This is a genomic window from uncultured Paracoccus sp. (assembly GCF_947496875.1).
GTDB lineage: Bacteria > Pseudomonadota > Alphaproteobacteria > Rhodobacterales > Rhodobacteraceae > Paracoccus.
On sequence record NZ_CANMEH010000065.1, the window covers coordinates 1 to 1,450 of the forward strand.

2 protein-coding genes and 1 pseudogene are annotated in these 1,450 nt (G+C 65.9%); 1 reads left to right on the plus strand and 2 read right to left on the minus strand.

Annotated elements, in window-relative coordinates; genetic code table 11:
- Positions 1-169 (minus strand): annotated as a pseudogene (locus Q0938_RS19085) (IS256 family transposase); the annotation flags it as partial.
- Positions 170-277: 108 nt separating this feature from the next.
- Between Q0938_RS19085 and Q0938_RS19090 the strand changes: the two are divergent.
- The gene (locus Q0938_RS19090; RefSeq protein ID WP_299365693.1) at positions 278-493 is read left to right on the plus strand and encodes a DUF924 family protein; all 216 of its coding nucleotides are present in this window, start codon (positions 278-280) and stop codon (positions 491-493) included.
- 183 nt (positions 494-676) lie between these two features.
- On the opposite strand, the gene Q0938_RS19095 is transcribed toward Q0938_RS19090, so the two are convergent.
- Positions 677-1,450, minus strand: a 774-nt coding sequence (locus Q0938_RS19095; protein WP_299365695.1) for a dihydrodipicolinate synthase family protein, incomplete at its 5' end; no start/stop codon positions are given.

Here is a 1,450-nt window from a genome sequence, read left to right on the forward strand (position 1 = left end):
TTGCGCTGTGTCCGCCGCGCCGGGTCCTTCTCGCCGTAGGCCGCGCCCGTCACGGCGCCGACCTCCAGTTCCATCAGCCGCTCGGCGGCAAAGCCGATCATCTCGCGCGGCAGATCAGCTCAGGGGCCTTCTCCACGATGTCGCGGAAGTTCATCATGTCGGTGGTCATCGGTGGTCCTCTCGGTCCTGGGTTGGCGTAAGCAACCAGACCCTAACCGAACATCGCCGGTGACCACCTCTCCCAGAATCTACACCACGCTCAGGGACAGCATCTCTCGTGGCACTCCGCGAGGACATCTCCACGCAAGCACCGGCACATCTGCAGCCGATTTACCGGTCACTGGTGACACAGGCGCATGACGTGCGGAAGGTGATCGCGGCCTTTGGCCGCCATCCTCACCGCAATCAAGCCCTCGGCCGCCGATCGACCCCTGCGGAAGAGGCATACATCGCCCAAGGGAAGTTTCCGCATCTGCGCGCATTCGAACACTGAACCTCTGCCGCGTTGCGGTGCGATAGCGTGCCTGCGGTTCGCACATGCCTCGTCTACCGACGGCCAAGCGGCAGTCCGGTCATCGAGCAGCCTCTGGTCGCGGGGCTGGACATGCAAAGCGGTGCTGTTCGCGACGGCCTGCTCCACCGATAGACCGCAACACGAGCTTGCCGCTGCCCGGACCTACGCCTCCCCCGTTTCCTCGATGCTACGCAATGCTGCCGGAAGCCGATCGCGCGCGGTGTCGGGGATGGGCAGAACCGGGCGAGGCGGTTCGATGCGCCCATATCCCAGCAGCTCGGCAAGGGCGAACATCACGCGAAAGCTGCCGAACTCTCGGAACAGGTCCCACAAGAGACGGAAGGCCTCGTCGATCGGTTCGGCGGCTGCCCCGTCGCCGGCCTGCGCCGCACGCGCGAGAGTCAGTGCCGGACCCGGCAGAAGCCCGGCCACGACGCTGTACCAGCAGTCTCCACCCGCCAGCAGTGCATCCTTTGCGCCCCAATCGCCGCTGTAGCCGATCGCAAATCCTTCCGGCGTCACCGCCCGCAACCGGTCCAGTTCGCCGATGTAATCCCCATCTTCCGGCAGCGGCATCTTCACGGCGGCCACATTCGGAAGCACGGCGAGCCGCCCGATCAGGTCGCGCGTGAAGGTGAAGTTCGTCGTTCGGGGGTTGTTGTAGATGCAGAGGGGCAGATCTCCGGCCGCGGCGACGGCTTCGACATGCCGGAACACCTCATCCTCAGTGAGCGGCTGGTAGGACATGGGCGCCAGCAGAAGTCCATCGGCGCCAGCTCTCTTCGCGTCGCGGGCGAGGTCCTCGGCCACGTCGGTACGGAGCGCACCGACCCCGACGATGACGGGCGTTCGTCCCGCGACGCATTCGACAGCGGCGCGAAGCGTGCGCTTGCGCTCAACGGGTGTGAGATACGGATAGCCGCCGGTGCTGCCCAG